We start from the raw sequence: 15,462 nt of genomic DNA, 5'->3' as shown, positions 1-15,462 counted from the left end.
CCATGCGTGGATTACGTCCGGCATTCTCGACTTTTCTCTTTCTGTTATTGATTACTGGCGGCGTTTACCCGCTGCTAACCACCCTGCTTGGGCAATGGTGGTTTCCCTGGCAGGCCAACGGTTCGTTGATCCGTGAAGGTGATACAGTGCGCGGTTCGGCATTAATCGGGCAGAATTTTACCGATAACGGCTATTTTCATGGCCGTCCGTCGGCAACGGCAGAAATGCCCTATAATCCACAGGCTTCTGGCGGGAGCAATCTGGCGGTCAGTAATCCGGCGCTGAATAAACAAATAGCTGCACGCGTTGCTGCTTTACGAGCCGCTAACCCGGATGCCAGCGCGAGCGTTCCGGTTGAACTGGTCACGGCTTCGGCAAGCGGGCTGGACAATAACATTACCCCGCAAGCGGCGACCTGGCAGATCCCACGGGTGGCGAAAGCGCGTAATCTCAGCGTTGAACAGCTCACACAACTGGTCGCAAAATACAGCCAACAACCGCTGGTGAAATATATCGCCCAGCCGGTCGTCAACATTGTCGAACTCAATCTGGCGCTGGATAAGCTTGATGAATAACGAACCCTTACGTCCCGACCCCGACCGTCTGCTGGAACAAACTGCCGCGCCGCATCGCGGAAAGCTAAAAGTTTTCTTCGGTGCCTGTGCGGGCGTCGGGAAAACCTGGGCGATGCTGGCGGAAGCCCAGCGACTGCGGGCGCAAGGGCTGGATATTGTGGTTGGCGTGGTAGAAACCCACGGGCGGAAAGATACCGCCGCAATGCTGGAAGGTCTGGCTGTTCTGCCACTGAAACGCCAGGCGTACCGTGGGCGGCATATCAGCGAGTTTGATCTCGATGCCGCCCTCGCCCGCCGTCCGGCGCTGATATTAATGGATGAACTGGCGCACAGTAATGCGCCAGGTTCCCGTCATCCTAAACGCTGGCAGGATATCGAAGAGCTACTGGAAGCAGGCATTGATGTTTTCACTACCGTCAACGTTCAGCATCTGGAAAGTCTGAACGATGTGGTCAGTGGCGTCACCGGAATTCAGGTACGGGAAACCGTGCCCGATCCTTTTTTCGATGCCGCCGACGACGTGGTGCTGGTGGACCTGCCTCCGGACGATCTGCGCCAGCGACTGAAAGAAGGCAAAGTCTATATTGCCGGGCAGGCTGAGCGCGCCATTGAACATTTTTTCCGCAAAGGCAATTTGATTGCCCTGCGCGAACTGGCGCTGCGCCGTACTGCCGATCGCGTAGATGAGCAAATGCGCGCCTGGCGGGGGAGTCCTGGCGAAGAGAAAGTCTGGCACACGCGCGACGCGATCCTTTTATGTATTGGGCATAATACGGGCAGCGAAAAACTGGTTCGGGCGGCGGCGCGGCTGGCGTCAAGGCTGGGGAGCGTCTGGCACGCTGTATATGTTGAAACCCCTGCCCTGCACCGCTTACCGGAGAAAAAACGTCGAGCCATTCTCAGCGCCTTGCGTCTGGCGCAGGAGTTAGGCGCAGAGACAGCAACACTTTCTGATCCGGCAGAAGAAAAAGCCGTAGTGCGTTATGCCCGGGAGCATAATCTCGGCAAGATAATTCTCGGTCGCCCGGCCTCGCGCCGCTGGTGGCGTCGGGAAACCTTTGCCAACCGACTGGCGCGCATCGCCCCCGACCTCGATCAGGTACTGGTCGCGCTTGATGAACCACCTGCGCGCACAATTAATAACGCGCCGGATAGCCGCTCTTTTAAAGACAAATGGCGGGTGCAAATTCAGGGCTGCGTGGTTGCCGCCGCGTTATGCGCCGTTATCACTTTAATTGCCATGCAGTGGCTGATGGCCTTCGATGCCGCTAACCTGGTGATGCTGTATCTGTTGGGCGTGGTGGTGGTGGCACTTTTTTATGGTCGCTGGCCTTCGGTGGTTGCCACCGTCATTAACGTGGTGAGTTTCGATCTCTTTTTTATCGCCCCACGCGGCACGCTCGCCGTCTCTGATGTGCAGTATCTGCTGACCTTCACGGTGATGTTAACCGTCGGGCTGGTGATCGGGAACCTTACCGCTGGCGTGCGTTACCAGGCGCGGGTAGCCCGTTACCGCGAGCAACGCACGCGACACTTATATGAAATGTCAAAAACGCTGGCGGTAGGCCGCAGTCCCCAGGACATCGCCGCCACCAGCGAGCAGTTTATTGCTTCTACTTTTCATGCCCGCAGTCAGGTGTTGTTACCTGATGACAACGGTATATTACTGCCGCTAACACATCCGCAGGGGATGACGCCGTGGGACGATGCTATCGCCCGCTGGAGCTTTGATAAAGGTCTGCCTGCGGGTGCGGGCACCGACACTTTACCCGGCGTGCCGTACCAGATTTTGCCGTTAAAAAGCGGCGAGAAAACCTACGGACTGGTGGTGGTGGAACCGGGAAATTTGCGCCAGTTGATGATCCCGGAACAACAGCGCCTGCTGGAAACGTTTACGCTGTTAGTGGCCAATGCTCTTGAGCGCCTGATGCTGACCGCCAGCGAAGAACAGGCGCGGATGGCCAGCGAGCGTGAACAGATCCGCAACGCGCTGCTGGCGGCGCTGTCTCACGATTTACGCACCCCGCTTACGGTGCTGTTTGGTCAGGCAGAAATCTTAACGCTTGATCTGGCAAGCGAAGGTTCTCCGCACGCTCGCCAGGCCAGCGAAATTCGCCAGCATGTGCTGAACACGACCCGACTGGTAAATAACTTGCTGGATATGGCGCGAATTCAGTCCGGCGGCTTTAATTTGAAGAAAGAGTGGTTAACGCTGGAAGAAGTCGTCGGCAGTGCGCTGCAAATGCTGGAGCCAGGTTTATCGTCACCCATCAACCTCTCTCTGCCTGAACCGCTGACCTTGATCCACGTCGACGGGCCACTGTTTGAGCGGGTGCTGATTAATCTGCTGGAGAATGCGGTGAAGTACGCGGGAACGCAGGCTGAAATTGGTATTGATGCCCATGTCGAGGGAGAGCAACTACAACTGGATGTCTGGGATAACGGCTCCGGTATTCCACAAGGTCAGGAACGGACGATTTTTGATAAATTTGCCCGCGGGAATAAAGAGTCAGCAGTGCCGGGCGTCGGGCTTGGGTTGGCAATTTGTCGGGCGATTGTAGAAATACACGGTGGTACGATCATCGCATTCAACCGACCGGAAGGTGGCGCTTGTTTTCGTGTTACACTTCCTCAGCAAACCGCTCCTGAACTTGAAGAATTTCATGAGGATATGTGACAAACGTTCTGATTGTTGAAGATGAACAGGCTATTCGTCGCTTTCTGCGCACAGCGCTGGAGGGCGACGGTATGCGCGTCTTTGAGGCCGAAACACTGCAACGTGGGCTGCTGGAGGCGGCAACCCGTAAGCCGGATTTGATTATTCTCGATCTCGGCCTGCCCGATGGCGATGGAATTGAGTTTATCCGCGACCTGCGCCAGTGGAGCGCGGTGCCGGTAATTGTGCTTTCCGCACGTAGCGAAGAGAGCGACAAAATCGCCGCGCTGGATGCCGGAGCTGATGATTACCTGAGTAAACCGTTTGGCATTGGTGAATTGCAGGCTCGTCTACGCGTCGCGTTACGCCGCCACTCCGCCACCGCCGCGCCCGATCCGGTGGTGACATTTTCCGATGTGACCGTTGATTTGGCCGCCCGCGTGATCCATCGCGGCGAGGAAGAAGTGCATTTGACGCCGATAGAGTTCCGCCTGCTGGCTGTGTTGCTCAACAACGCCGGGAAAGTGCTTACCCAGCGCCAGTTACTCAACCAGGTATGGGGGCCAAATGCGGTCGAACACAGTCACTATTTGCGGATTTATATGGGGCATCTGCGACAAAAACTGGAACAAGACCCGGCCCGACCTCGCCATTTTATTACTGAAACCGGTATTGGGTATCGGTTTATGCTTTAGGGTGTTATTTGTCTGATGCGGCGAAAACGCCTTATCCGGCCTACAAAATAGTGAAAATTCAATATATTGCACCATTCTCGTAGGCCTGATAAGCGTAGCGTATCAGGCGGTCATAAGTAAAAAAGGGCGATCTTCCGACCGCCCTTTTTTCTTACTTTATATGATTACGCGTTTTTCAGAACTTCGCTAACAATCTCAACCGCCTCTTTCTCGATCTGCTTACGATGTGCTTCGCCAAGGAAGCTTTCGCAGTAGATCTTGTATGCGTCTTCCGTGCCTGACGGACGCGCGGCGAACCAGCCGTTGTCGGTCATCACTTTCAAACCACCGATAGAAGCACCGTTGCCCGGCGCAGCGGTCAGACGCGCGGTGATTGGGTCGCCTGCCAGAGTGCTGGCGCTCACCATTTCCGGAGACAGCTTAGACAGCGCCGCTTTCTGTGCGGAAGTTGCTGCTGCCTGCAAACGGTTGTAGCTCGGCGCACCAAAGCGTTTTGCCAGCTCGTTGTAGTGTTCCTGCGGGTTTTTGCCGGTGACGGCAGTAATTTCCGCCGCCAGCAGACACATAATGATGCCGTCTTTATCAGTTGACCACGGCGTACCGTCGAAACGCAGGAACGAAGCGCCCGCGCTCTCTTCGCCGCCAAAGCCGAAGCTGCCGTCAAACAGACCATCCACAAACCATTTGAAACCTACCGGTACTTCTACCAGCTTGCGCCCCAGGTCATTGACCACACGGTCGATCATCGCAGAAGAAACCAGCGTTTTACCGACGGCAACATCTTTGCCCCACTGCGGACGATGCTGGAACAAGTAATTGATCGCTACTGCCAGGTAGTGGTTCGGATTCATCAAACCTGCCGGAGTAACGATGCCGTGACGGTCATAATCCGGATCGTTAGCAAACGCCAGATCGAACTTATCACGCAGTGCCAGCAGACCCGCCATCGCACACTCAGAGGAGCAGTCCATACGGATCGCGCCGTCTTTGTCGAGGTGCATAAAGCGGAAAGTCTGATCGACCTGATCGTTAACGATGGTCAGGTTGAGATTGTAATACTCGCCAATGCGCTTCCAGTATTCGATACCGGAACCACCCAACGGATCGACACCCAGCGTCAGGCCAGCCTTCTGAATCGCCGCCATATCGACGATATCGGCCAGGCCTTCCACGAACGGTTGCACCAGATCTTGTTCTTTCACATGACCGGATGCCATCGCTTCGTCAAGGGAGATACGCTTCACATCTTTCAGGCCATCGGCCAGCAGTGCGTTGGCCCTGTCTTCCACCACTTTGGTGACGTTGGTATCAGCCGGGCCACCATTTGGCGGATTGTATTTGATACCACCATCTTCCGGCGGGTTATGGGACGGCGTAATCACGATACCATCTGCCAGCGGGCCACCTTTTTTGTTGTGAACCAGAATGGCATTGGAAACGGCAGGTGTCGGAGTGAAGCCATTATTTTCCTGCACAATGACATCAACCCCGTTTGCTGCCAGCACTTCCAGCACGGAAATGAATGCAGGTTCGGACAAGGCGTGAGTATCTTTACCCACATAGCAAGGGCCAGTGATGCCGTTTTTCGCACGTTCTTCGGCAATCGCTTGAGCGATCGCCAGAATGTGCGGCTCGTTAAAGCTGTGGCGCGCTGCACTGCCACGGTGACCGGAAGTACCGAATTTCACCGCGTGCTCCGCATTCCCTGCTTCTGGTTTCAGTACATAATATTGCGCCGTCAGTTGGGCGACATTAATCAAATCACTCTGTTGTGCAGGCTGGCCTGCACGATTGTGGATTGCCATTGCTTTGTCCTTTATCTGCAACGTTGTTTTAAATTGTCCCGCAAACCTTCTCAATCAATTCCGCCGGGAATTGCATCGACTGCATGATGTGTTCAATCATGCTGCATTTACGGCCAGTGTTAGTGTTGGTGATCACCCAATACGGCGTGCCTGGCACGTGTTTCGGCTTGGTCTGATTACCATTTTTCAGCAGCGTCTGTTCATCTGCCGCAAAGTAAACGCGCGTGCGACCGTGCAACGATTCCGTTGCTTCGGCAAACGCCTGGGCGTCAAGAGAATATAGTGTAGACAACAGCAGCATAAAGCGGTTGACCGCACGCTTCTGCTCTGCGTATTCATCGGAAAGCAGAAGTTCACGCATTGCGCGTACTTTGTCTTTAATCGTTTTGATCGGCTTCGCTTCGACGATAGCAGGCGACGCAATGCGAACCTCTTTCGTCACCGGAGCAGCAGGCTGTGATGCGGCGGAAAACTTCAACATACGCCGTAAAATGTCGGATGCGCTCTCGCCGATATGCTTAGTGTGGCTGGCAATATAGCTGTAGAGTTCATCATCAACTTCAATCGTTTTCATCTTAATCCAGTGCGGTGTCTTAGCTGAATACAAGTCGCCAGGAGTATATGAATAAATCCCGGCAGCGGATAGCGTCAAGCCTGGCTTGCAGAAAAACTCGGATTAAACCTTATTTGTTGCAGCCCTGTGGCACAATGGTCAACATAATACCCTAACCCGACTTCGCGAAAAAAAGAACTTTGCCATGAAATTGAATATCCGCGCGCAATCTACACAAAATCAGCACAATAATTCTCCCATCGTCCTTGTTCATGGTCTGTTTGGTAGTCTCGACAACCTCGGCGTGCTGGCACGTGACCTGGTGAGCGACCACGATATCATCCAGGTGGATATGCGTAACCACGGACTTTCACCGCACGATCCTGTGATGAATTATCCGGCGATGGCGCAGGATCTGCTGGATACGCTGGATGCGCAGCAGATCGATAAGGCGACATTTATTGGCCACTCAATGGGCGGCAAAGCAGTAATGGCGCTCACCGCGCTGGCCCCCGATCGCATCGATAAACTGGTGGCAATCGATATTGCGCCCGTCGATTATCACGTGCGCCGTCATGATGAGATTTTCGCGGCCATCAACGCGGTCAGCGAATCTGACGCACAAACACGTCAACAGGCGGCGACGGTGATGCGTCAGCATCTGAATGAAGAAGGGGTGATTCAGTTTCTGTTGAAATCCTACGTTGACGGCGAATGGCGTTTTAACGTGCCGGTGTTGTGGGATCAGTATCCGCATATTGTGGGTTGGGAGAAAATCCCGGCGTGGGATCACCCCGCCCTATTTATCCCCGGTGGTAATTCGCCGTATGTTACTGAACAATATCGTGATGATTTACTGGCGCAATTTCCGCAGGCACGGGCGCATGTGATTGCAGGTGCGGGTCACTGGGTACACGCAGAAAAACCTGATGCAGTGCTGCGCGCCATCCGCCGCTATCTCAATGATTAATGCAACTGATTAAAAACCCAGCGTCTGCGTCGCTTTCCGCGCGTGGGCGTTGGCGTGACTCATCGCGCTGATGTATTATGGCGCGCTATCCATCCGGGCAGACGCCTGGCTGATTGTTTCCCCCGAAGTCACCAAGATCATGGCCAAAGAACAAACGGACCGTACGACATTAGATCTGTTCGCGCACGAGCGTCGACCGGGACGACCGAAAACCAATCCGCTTTCGCGCGATGAACAGCTGCGTATTAATAAACGCAACCAGCTAAAACGCGACAAAGTACGTGGTCTTAAGCGTGTCGAACTGAAGCTGAATGCAGAAGCTGTCGAGGCGCTGAACGAGCTGGCAGAGTCGCGTAATATGAGCCGTAGCGAACTGATCGAAGAGATGTTGATGCAACAACTCGCGGCGCTGCGTAGTCAGGGCATCGTCTGATCCCATCCTTTACTCAAATAATTCGGGTTACAGCCCATGTAACTTGAAGTTGGACAAAAAAATCGTGTAGCACAGTGTGCAGTCCTGCGAGTTTGCTGATTCCGCAAGACTGCCTGTTCTGCTATGATTGCCTTTATCCGTGGGCAATTTGCCACCCCCATTTCAATAAGTTTCAAGAGGTTATTTCACTCATGGCTATCACTGGCATCTTTTTCGGCAGCGACACCGGTAATACCGAAAATATCGCAAAAATGATTCAAAAACAGCTTGGTAAAGACGTTGCCGATGTCCATGACATTGCAAAAAGCAGCAAAGAAGATCTGGAAGCTTATGACATTCTGCTGCTGGGCATCCCAACCTGGTACTACGGCGAAGCGCAGTGTGACTGGGACGACTTCTTCCCGACTCTCGAAGAGATTGATTTCAATGGTAAACTGGTTGCACTGTTTGGCTGTGGCGACCAGGAAGATTACGCAGAATATTTCTGCGACGCGTTAGGCACTATCCGTGACATCATCGAACCACGTGGTGCTACCATCGTTGGTCACTGGCCAACTGCGGGCTACCATTTCGAAGCCTCAAAAGGTCTGGCGGATGACAACCACTTTGTCGGTCTGGCTATCGACGAAGACCGTCAGCCGGAACTGACCGCCGAACGCGTGGAAAAATGGGTGAAACAAATTTCTGAAGAGCTGCATCTCGACGAAATTATCAACGCCTGATGTGATGCGGCGTAGACTCATGTCTACGCCGTATTAATAGATAATGCCAATCAAAATAATTGCTACAAATTTGTAACTTTTGCCGTTGTACCTGTACAATGTTCCAGTGTTGAAGTGGCCTTACCGATGCAAATGTAAGCTAAGCCACGTTTTTATTAACAATATTTGCCAGGGACTTGTAGTTTTCATTTAGGCATGGCAATTCTATAATGATACGCATTATCTCAAGAGCAAATTCTGTCACTTCTTTTAATGAAGTGAATCGCTTAGTAACAGGACAGATTCCGCATGACTGATAACAATACCGCCCTAAAGAAAGCTGGCCTGAAAGTAACGCTTCCACGCTTAAAAATCCTGGAAGTTCTTCAGGAGCCGGACAACCATCACGTCAGTGCGGAAGATTTGTACAAACGTCTGATCGATATGGGTGAAGAAATTGGTCTGGCTACCGTATATCGCGTACTGAACCAGTTTGACGACGCCGGTATCGTCACCCGCCACAATTTTGAAGGCGGTAAATCCGTATTTGAACTGACCCAGCAACATCACCACGATCACCTGATCTGCCTCGATTGCGGCAAGGTTATCGAATTTAGTGATGAATCTATCGAAGCGCGTCAGCGTGAAATTGCCGCAAAACACGGCATTCGCCTGACTAACCATAGTCTCTATCTTTACGGTCACTGCGCCGAAGGCGATTGCCGCGAAGATGAGCACGCGCACGAAGGCAATTAAGTCAGCCTGAACGAGAAAAAGCCAACCTGCGGGTTGGCTTTTTTATAAAGAGAAATAAGAAAAGCGAGAGTTACAGCTCTCGCTTTTTGTTTTTTACTGCGTAGCGTTATTACTGCGAATTTCCTGCCAGACCTTATCACAATCGGCTTTCACCGCCTGATCATTACCGGTTTGCGTTGCCTGAATACACTGCTGATAATCCAGCACGCGCACACTTTCCTGCTCGGCAAACTGCTGATGTTGTGTCTCTTTCTTCAGCACGTTTAACACGCTCTGGCAGGCTTCAATTTTTTCCGGCGAGCCTTGTGCGGTATTAATACAGGCGCTGTACGCCTCTTTCAGACGACTATCTTCCTGTGGCGCGGTTGATTGCGCACAGGCCACCAACCCCGATGCCATCATGGCGATGAGAATCAGTTTCTTCATAGCAAATTCCTCAAACGTGCGGCAGGCGAAAAACCTGCCGCGTCGGACATCAGAAGATAGTGAATGGCGCGATAACCATAAACTTCACGTCACGCTCATCCTGGAAGATGTTGCCGTAACCGCCGCCCCAGCTCGGGATATCGGAGTGGTTATCGTATTCGGTGAAGTGCAGCTTGAACATCGTACCTTTGGCGCGACCATCCTGAAGGGTGTAGACCGCATCCAGGCTGTATGCAGACTCTTCAATAGTCCGGTTCTTGTCGTAGTACGCATCCGGGTTGCTCTGCCAGGTAGCGGGTTTGGCATCCCAGGCGTAAACGTAAGAAGCGCCGATGGCGAAACCTGGAAGATTCCAGTTTTTCAGATCATACATCGCGCCGAAGAAGACCGCTTTTTCGCCGTTGGCGTTAAAATCAGAACGGTTATCCCACCAGATATCCAGGCGGCCGTTAGAGGAAGCGTAGGTTGGGGTCATACGCTGTAAGAAGTACCCCTGCTGACCGTCAGCTTTCACCCAGGTGCCTTCCAGGCGCAAATCCACTACGTCAGCCGCCCGGTAGCCAAAGGTCAACGCCTGTAGCCAGGCGGTGCCGTCGTAAAGATCGTTGACGCTGCGATCGTCAACTTTATCGCGCGTACCGTAGAACTGGTAGCTGGTAGTTAGCGGGCTACCGGCGATATCAAATTTGTAGCTGGCTTTAGCAAAATACTGATCGATATACCCTTCAGCCTGACCAAATGCCGCTTCCAGCACGAGGTTATTTTTGAAATCGTACTTCGCCCCGAGGGAGTGCAGGTAATCAACTTTGGTGGTTTTATCGTTCTGATAAAACTCATCCATTTCCAGATGCCACGGCGCTTTATATTCGTTGGTCCACATGTAGGAGAAGCTCAACGCACCAGCATCACCGTAATCAAAATTAGCCCCGGCTTCCGCGCCCTGATAAGTACCCGGCATAAAGCTCCAGTGCGGCGCTAACAGCGTCTGACCGGTTGGCTGAATATAACCTGCTCTCGCCCACGCCGGACCGTATTTAAATTTGGCCGCTGCTTTATACAGGCTTATACCGCTTTTATCGCCTGACCAGTCTTCGTCATAGGCTTTATTACTTTTCGAAAAAGCGATTTCGTTCGGGTGTGAACTGTCGCCATTTTCCGCCATTTCAATCGCCGTAAACGCAGCAATATCAAGGCCGAACATATCCGCGGCATAACCAGACTGAAAATCGAGGTTGGCGTTCCAGGTGGAGTGAGAAAGGTTGGTTTTGTATTTGTCGCCGTCGGTAACATCTTTACGGTCACGTTCACGCTGCCAGTAATAGATACCGCCGGTTAAGGTTGAATCGTCGATAAATCCTTCGGCGTGAGCCTCCGGCATTGCCATAAAGCCCGACATTGCTGTAACACCGGCGATAGCCAGCGCCAGCGTACTACGTTTACCACTAAACGTACGCATGGGTTAATCCTCTTTGACGTATAAATTGCTGCACCAAGGGTGAACAGCGAAAAAATAAAAAATTAAAAAAGTAGCGTTGAGAAAAGTCTCGCTGACTACAGGAACAGACTATTTTTCGCGCCGCGAATTATCAATCTCTTTCTGTAACGAGAATGTAAGAACATGAGCAACCGCACATATTTTGATGATTTTTGTTACAAGGTTTAAATTTGTACCAGGAGAGCGCGTAGAAGAAAAATATGCGGCTTTCCAGTGGGATGAAGGCAGTCGCATTCGATTAAATTATGGCTGGTGATTTTAAATTTGTTTTATGGATAAATTACAAAGCGGAATTAATTCGCGAAGAAAAGCAGAAAAAACGCCGCTGAGTGCGGCGTTTGGGATTGTTGACGAAGTGCACTTTGTTCATGCCGGATGCGGCGTGGACGCCTTATCCGGCAAAGTGGAACTTAACGTTACTCGCCAACCTTCGCCCAGGTATCACGCAGCCCAACGGTGCGGTTAAATACTGGTTTTTCCGCAGTGGAATGGCGACTGTCGAGACAGAAATAGCCTTCACGCTCAAACTGGAACGCTTTACCTGCTACCGCATCTTTCAGCGACGGTTCAGCAAAGCCCTGTTTGATCACCAGCGATTCCGGGTTAATCACCGACAGGAAATCATCCGCAGCGCCTGGATTCGGCACGCTGAACAGACGGTCATACAGACGGATTTCAACCGGTAGCGCATGTGCCGCACTTACCCAGTGGATAACGCCTTTGACCTTACGACCATCAGCCGGATCTTTGCTCAGGGTGTCAGCATCGTAAGTACAGAAGATAGTGGTGATATTGCCTTCGGCATCTTTCTCCACGCGTTCCGCTTTAATCACGTAAGCATTACGCAGACGCACTTCTTTACCCAGCACCAGACGTTTGTACTGTTTGTTGGCTTCTTCGCGGAAATCGGCACGATCGATCCAAATCTCAGCACTAAACGGCACCTGGCGGCTACCCATTTCCGGTTTGTTCGGATGGTTCGGCATGGTAACCATTTCGCCTTCGCCCTGATAGTTTTCGATAACCAGTTTTACTGGATCGATAACTGCCATTGCGCGAGGGGCGTTTTCGTTAAGATCTTCACGGATGCAGGATTCCAGCGACGCCATCTCAATAGTGTTGTCCTGCTTGGTCACGCCAATGCGTTTGCAGAACTCACGAATAGAAGCCGCGGTATAACCACGACGACGCAGACCGGAAATGGTCGGCATACGCGGATCGTCCCAGCCTTCTACGTGCTTGTCGGTCACCAACTGGTTCAGTTTACGCTTGGACATCACGGTGTATTCCAGATTCAGACGCGAGAATTCGTACTGGCGCGGATGAACAGGAATAGTGATGTTGTCCAGAACCCAGTCGTACAGACGACGGTTGTCCTGGAACTCCAGCGTACACAGAGAGTGGGTAATACCTTCCAAGGCATCGCTGATGCAGTGGGTGAAGTCGTACATCGGGTAGATGCACCACTTGTTGCCGGTCTGATGATGTTCAGCAAACTTAATGCGATACAGCACCGGATCGCGCATCACGATAAACGGCGATGCCATGTCGATTTTCGCACGCAGGCAGGCTTTACCTTCTTCAAAACCGCCGGTACGCATCTTCTCGAACAGCGCCAGGTTCTCTTCAACGCTGCGGTCGCGGTATGGGCTGTTTTTACCCGGCTGCGTCAGAGTGCCACGATATTCGCGGATTTGCTCTGGCGTCAGTTCATCAACATATGCCAGGCCTTTATTGATCAGTTCAACAGCATAGGCGTGGAGTTGATCAAAATAATCGGAGGAGTAACGGACGTTACCTGACCAGTGAAAACCTAACCACTCAACGTCGTTTTTGATCGACTCGACGTACTCGATATCTTCTTTTACCGGGTTGGTGTCGTCGAAACGCAGGTTGCACTGGCCTTTATAGTCCTGGGCGATCCCGAAGTTCAGGCAGATAGATTTCGCATGGCCAATATGCAGATAGCCATTCGGCTCCGGCGGGAAACGGGTGTGTACTGTGGTGTGCTTACCACTGGCCAGATCTTCATCGATGATCTGACGAATAAAGTTAGTCGGGCGGGCTTCAGCCTCACTCATCGTGGATTCCTCAAAGCGTAAACAACGTATAACGGCGTATGATCTTATAAGCGAGACAGGCTGACAACTGTTAGTTAGAGAAAATCGAAAAATCTAACAAAGATTATGGGGATGATTGATGAAAAAAAAAGCGGTAGAGAAGATCCCCACCGCTTGTCATTGTTGGATGCGACGCTTGACGCGTCTTATCCAACCTACGGGCCTGATAAGACGCGTCAAGCGTCGCATCAGGCATAAAGCAGATTACTTTTTGATTTCAAACAGCGGTGTTTGACCCGCTACGACGTGCCCCTGGGCTTTAATAACCAGGCCGCTGAAATCGTCGATATTGCTGCAAACAACCGGACTGATCATCGAGCGAGCGTTAGCGTTCAGGTAATCCAGATCCATTTCCAGAATCGGTTGCCCTGCGCTTACCTGCGCGCCCTCTTCCACCAGACGTTTAAAACCTTTACCTTCCAGCGCCACAGTATCGATACCCATGTGGACTACGATTTCCGCGCCTTTTTCGGTTTCCAGGCAGAACGCGTGGTTGGTGTTGAAGATTTTCACGATAGTCCCTGCGGCTGGTGATACAACGATTTTATCCGTCGGTTTCACCGCCACACCGTCACCCACCGCTTTGCTGGCGAATGCTTCGTCTGGCACCTGATCCAGCGCCACAACATCACCAGTAATCGGTGATACCAGTTCAACGATAGACACTGCGTTTGGTACAGCCTGTGGTTTTGCTGCCGGAGCAGCGGTTGCTGGAGCGGCTTCAGCAGACGCTGCTGCTACCGGCCCACGGGCAACGACTTTCTTCATTGCATCACCGATAGATTCGGCTTTCGCACCGACAATCACCTGAATAGTCTGCTTGTTCAGTTTCACCACACCAGAAGCACCCAGACGTTTACACATCGCATCGTTGACGAGAGCTGAGTCAGCCACCGTCAGGCGCAGACGGGTAATACAGGCGTCAATCGCTTTCAGGTTGTCACTACCGCCAACCGCAGCAATATAGTTGGTCGCCAGTTGAGTCAGACCTTCTTCAGTGTTGCTGTTGGCTTCTTCAGTAACAATTTCGTCTTCTTTATCTTCACGACCTGGCGTTTTCAGGTTGAACAGGCGGATAACCACACTGAACACCACGAAGTAGATAGCGAAGAAAACAACGCCCATCACCAACAGCATCCAGACGTTCTGGCTGGCGGCCGGCAGGTTATACATCAACGCATAGTCGATGGCGCCCGCAGAGAAGGAGAAGCCCGCGTGGATACCCAGCAACGTTGCGACAAACAGGCTGATGCCGGTCAGCAGTGCGTGCAGGAGGTACAGCAGCGGAGCGAGGAACATGAACAGGAATTCCAGCGGCTCAGTCACACCGGTCAGGAACGCGGTGATAGCCACGGAAAGCAGCATCCCACCCACCATCGGACGACGCTCTTTCGGCGCGGCAAAATACATCGCCAGCGCTGCACCCGGCAAACCGAACATCATGATCGGGAAGAAGCCGGACATGAACATCCCCGCCGTGCCGTCACCCGCATAGAAGCGGTTGATATCGCCGTGGAATACAGCACCCGCCGCGTTGGTGAATTCACCAATCTGGAACCAGGCGATAGTGTTCAGCACCTGATGCAGACCCGTTGGGATCAGCAGACGGTTGATGAAACCAAAGATACCGGAACCCAGCGCGCCTGCAGAAACGATCCATTCGCCACCTGCATGAATAGCGTGCTGCACCGGCGGCCAGACATAACCAAAAATGGCTGCCAGCACCAGACAGAAGAAGCCAGTGGCAATCGGCACAAAGCGTTTACCGCCGAAGAAGCTCAGGAAGTCAGGCAGTTTAATCGCGGACCAACGGTTATAGGCTGCACCACCGACCAGACCGGTAATGATACCCGCCAGAACACCCATGTTAATTTCCGGGTTGATGGTTACCATCGCTTTGGTCAGTACAAAATACCCGACCGCCCCCGCCAGCGCCGCCGCGCCCGCGCTGTCTTTTGACCAACTGGATGCCACACCGATCGCGAAGATAAGCGCAAGGTTGTCAAAAATCGCACCGCCCGCCTGGGCAATAAACGCAACGTTAAGTAAATCTGGCTGGCCGAATCGCAGCAACAGTGCCGCCACCGGCAGCACCGCGATAGGGAGCTGTAACGCCCTACCGAGTCGCTGGAAAAACCCTAAAATATTCATCTTATTCCCCCTACGAGAACCCTATTTGGCTTGTTTAAAGCCGTATTTTTATTTTGCTGCAAACTGTACTGCCGATGTTCTGTAATCAGGTTGTTAGATCATCTGCTACAGAGTGTGTAAAAAATT

General features: G+C 52.4%; 14 protein-coding genes. 8 read left to right on the top strand and 6 right to left on the bottom strand.

The features are described from left to right. Nucleotides 1-2 precede the first annotated feature (2 nt). From kdpC to kdpE, 3 genes are read left to right on the top strand one after another with little or no spacing between them, the layout of a single operon-like run. Entirely contained in the window at nucleotides 3-575 is a 573-nt protein-coding gene (gene kdpC / locus ESM_RS0121415; RefSeq protein ID WP_010380773.1) for a K(+)-transporting ATPase subunit C, read from the top strand. Next, nucleotides 568-3,252: a two-component system sensor histidine kinase KdpD gene (kdpD, locus tag ESM_RS0121410; protein ID WP_010380770.1), complete on the top strand. Its 2,685-nt coding sequence runs from the start codon at nucleotides 568-570 to the stop codon at nucleotides 3,250-3,252. The genes kdpC and kdpD overlap by 8 nt, the downstream gene beginning before the upstream one ends. Beyond that, a complete protein-coding gene (gene kdpE, locus ESM_RS0121405) occupies nucleotides 3,249-3,926 on the top strand; it encodes a two-component system response regulator KdpE (protein WP_000186070.1) in 678 nt (225 codons plus the stop codon). The genes kdpD and kdpE overlap by 4 nt, the downstream gene beginning before the upstream one ends. Before the next feature lie 164 nt (nucleotides 3,927-4,090). Here kdpE and pgm read toward each other — a convergent pair whose 3' ends face one another. Beyond that, entirely contained in the window at nucleotides 4,091-5,731 is a 1,641-nt protein-coding gene (pgm, locus tag ESM_RS0121400; protein ID WP_010380767.1) for a phosphoglucomutase (alpha-D-glucose-1,6-bisphosphate-dependent), read from the bottom strand. Nucleotides 5,732-5,759: 28 nt separating this feature from the next. After that, nucleotides 5,760-6,305 carry a replication initiation negative regulator SeqA gene (seqA, locus tag ESM_RS0121395; protein ID WP_001515978.1) on the bottom strand — a complete coding sequence of 182 codons (546 nt, stop codon included), beginning with the start codon at nucleotides 6,303-6,305 and terminating at the stop codon, nucleotides 5,760-5,762. 184 nt (nucleotides 6,306-6,489) lie between these two features. On the opposite strand from seqA, the gene ybfF reads away from it, so the two are divergent. The 5 genes from ybfF (at nucleotide 6,490) to fur (ending at nucleotide 9,144) form a co-directional block, all read left to right on the top strand. Beyond that, nucleotides 6,490-7,254, top strand: coding sequence for an esterase (gene ybfF, locus ESM_RS0121390; RefSeq protein ID WP_000773262.1), 765 nt, complete (start codon nucleotides 6,490-6,492; stop codon nucleotides 7,252-7,254). A gap of 139 nt (nucleotides 7,255-7,393) precedes the next feature. Next, complete coding sequence (gene ybfE, locus ESM_RS0121385; protein WP_001300829.1) at nucleotides 7,394-7,687, top strand: LexA regulated protein; 294 nt, start codon at nucleotides 7,394-7,396, stop codon at nucleotides 7,685-7,687. Between the two features lie 191 nt (nucleotides 7,688-7,878). Further along, a complete protein-coding gene (gene fldA, locus ESM_RS0121380) occupies nucleotides 7,879-8,409 on the top strand; it encodes a flavodoxin FldA (protein WP_001515976.1) in 531 nt (176 codons plus the stop codon). Between the two features lie 209 nt (nucleotides 8,410-8,618). After that, nucleotides 8,619-8,705: a fur leader peptide gene (gene uof, locus ESM_RS01000000125495; protein ID WP_010380762.1), complete on the top strand. Its 87-nt coding sequence runs from the start codon at nucleotides 8,619-8,621 to the stop codon at nucleotides 8,703-8,705. Next, nucleotides 8,698-9,144 carry a ferric iron uptake transcriptional regulator gene (gene fur / locus ESM_RS0121375; protein ID WP_000131707.1) on the top strand — a complete coding sequence of 149 codons (447 nt, stop codon included), beginning with the start codon at nucleotides 8,698-8,700 and terminating at the stop codon, nucleotides 9,142-9,144. Before uof ends, fur begins: the two co-directional genes overlap by 8 nt. A 93-nt stretch (nucleotides 9,145-9,237) precedes the next feature. On the opposite strand, the gene chiQ is transcribed toward fur, so the two are convergent. The 4 genes from chiQ to nagE all read right to left on the bottom strand — a co-directional run bounded on the left by chiQ (nucleotide 9,238) and on the right by nagE (nucleotide 15,336). After that, on the bottom strand, nucleotides 9,238-9,570 hold the full coding sequence (gene chiQ / locus ESM_RS0121370) for a ChiQ/YbfN family lipoprotein (protein ID WP_000733598.1): 333 nt from the start codon (nucleotides 9,568-9,570) through the stop codon (nucleotides 9,238-9,240). Nucleotides 9,571-9,619: 49 nt separating this feature from the next. After that, nucleotides 9,620-11,026: a chitoporin ChiP gene (chiP, locus tag ESM_RS0121365; RefSeq protein ID WP_001258812.1), complete on the bottom strand. Its 1,407-nt coding sequence runs from the start codon at nucleotides 11,024-11,026 to the stop codon at nucleotides 9,620-9,622. Between the two features lie 455 nt (nucleotides 11,027-11,481). Next, on the bottom strand, nucleotides 11,482-13,146 hold the full coding sequence (glnS, locus tag ESM_RS0121355; RefSeq protein WP_001287173.1) for a glutamine--tRNA ligase: 1,665 nt from the start codon (nucleotides 13,144-13,146) through the stop codon (nucleotides 11,482-11,484). A gap of 243 nt (nucleotides 13,147-13,389) precedes the next feature. After that, nucleotides 13,390-15,336, bottom strand: a complete 1,947-nt coding sequence (nagE, locus tag ESM_RS0121350) for a PTS N-acetyl glucosamine transporter subunit IIABC (protein WP_001023084.1) — start codon at nucleotides 15,334-15,336, stop codon at nucleotides 13,390-13,392. Between the last annotated feature and the right edge of the window lie 126 nt (nucleotides 15,337-15,462).

Origin of the sequence: Escherichia sp. TW09308, from assembly GCF_000208565.1 — a bacterium.
Taxonomy (GTDB): Bacteria; Pseudomonadota; Gammaproteobacteria; order Enterobacterales; family Enterobacteriaceae; genus Escherichia; species Escherichia marmotae.
The sequence above is the reverse complement of the archived record's forward strand: the minus strand, read 5'-3'. Positions and strand labels throughout refer to the sequence as shown.

Excerpts from the sequence above, each read along its gene's own strand:
- kdpC (WP_010380773.1), top strand. The coding sequence starts at position 3 with ATGCGTGGATTACGTCCGGCATTCTCGACTTTTCTCTTTCTGTTATTG.
- kdpD (WP_010380770.1), top strand. The coding sequence starts at position 568 with ATGAATAACGAACCCTTACGTCCCGACCCCGACCGTCTGCTGGAACAA.
- pgm (WP_010380767.1), bottom strand. The coding sequence starts at position 5,731 with ATGGCAATCCACAATCGTGCAGGCCAGCCTGCACAACAGAGTGATTTG.
- seqA (WP_001515978.1), bottom strand. The coding sequence starts at position 6,305 with ATGAAAACGATTGAAGTTGATGATGAACTCTACAGCTATATTGCCAGC.
- ybfF (WP_000773262.1), top strand. The coding sequence starts at position 6,490 with ATGAAATTGAATATCCGCGCGCAATCTACACAAAATCAGCACAATAAT.
- ybfE (WP_001300829.1), top strand. The coding sequence starts at position 7,394 with ATGGCCAAAGAACAAACGGACCGTACGACATTAGATCTGTTCGCGCAC.
- fldA (WP_001515976.1), top strand. The coding sequence starts at position 7,879 with ATGGCTATCACTGGCATCTTTTTCGGCAGCGACACCGGTAATACCGAA.
- uof (WP_010380762.1), top strand. The coding sequence starts at position 8,619 with ATGATACGCATTATCTCAAGAGCAAATTCTGTCACTTCTTTTAATGAA.
- fur (WP_000131707.1), top strand. The coding sequence starts at position 8,698 with ATGACTGATAACAATACCGCCCTAAAGAAAGCTGGCCTGAAAGTAACG.
- chiQ (WP_000733598.1), bottom strand. The coding sequence starts at position 9,570 with ATGAAGAAACTGATTCTCATCGCCATGATGGCATCGGGGTTGGTGGCC.
- chiP (WP_001258812.1), bottom strand. The coding sequence starts at position 11,026 with ATGCGTACGTTTAGTGGTAAACGTAGTACGCTGGCGCTGGCTATCGCC.
- glnS (WP_001287173.1), bottom strand. The coding sequence starts at position 13,146 with ATGAGTGAGGCTGAAGCCCGCCCGACTAACTTTATTCGTCAGATCATC.
- nagE (WP_001023084.1), bottom strand. The coding sequence starts at position 15,336 with ATGAATATTTTAGGGTTTTTCCAGCGACTCGGTAGGGCGTTACAGCTC.